1 protein-coding gene is annotated in these 340 nt (G+C 62.4%); it reads left to right on the forward strand.

Annotated features, from left to right (window positions below):
- Positions 1–340: hydantoinase/oxoprolinase family protein (locus HA41_RS19465; RefSeq protein ID WP_279627074.1), on the forward strand; the 340-nt coding region annotated here is incomplete at both ends.

Consider the following 340-nt stretch of genomic DNA (forward strand, 5'->3'; position numbering starts at 1 on the left):
CCGCGCATTACCAAATCGAATGGCGGTGTCATGGGCCTTGAGCAGGCAAAACGCGAATGCGTACAGATGGTGCTCTCCGGTACCGCATCAGGGGTGATCGGTGCCAGTTATCTCGCCAGCGCCTGCGGCTTTGACAAAATTCTCAGCCTCGATATCGGCGGTACCAGCGCTGACGTGGCGGTGATCGTCGATGGCACGGTGGCGCAGGGCAACGGCGAAATCATCGGTGATTTCCCGATCTTTATTCCGTCGGTGGCGGTGACCTCAGTCGGGCAGGGCGGCGGCTCGCTGGCCTGGATTGATGGCCAGGGCGTGCTGCAGATGGGGCCGGACAGCGCCG

Source organism: Pantoea conspicua (genome assembly GCF_002095315.1).
GTDB lineage: Bacteria > Pseudomonadota > Gammaproteobacteria > Enterobacterales > Enterobacteriaceae > Pantoea > Pantoea conspicua.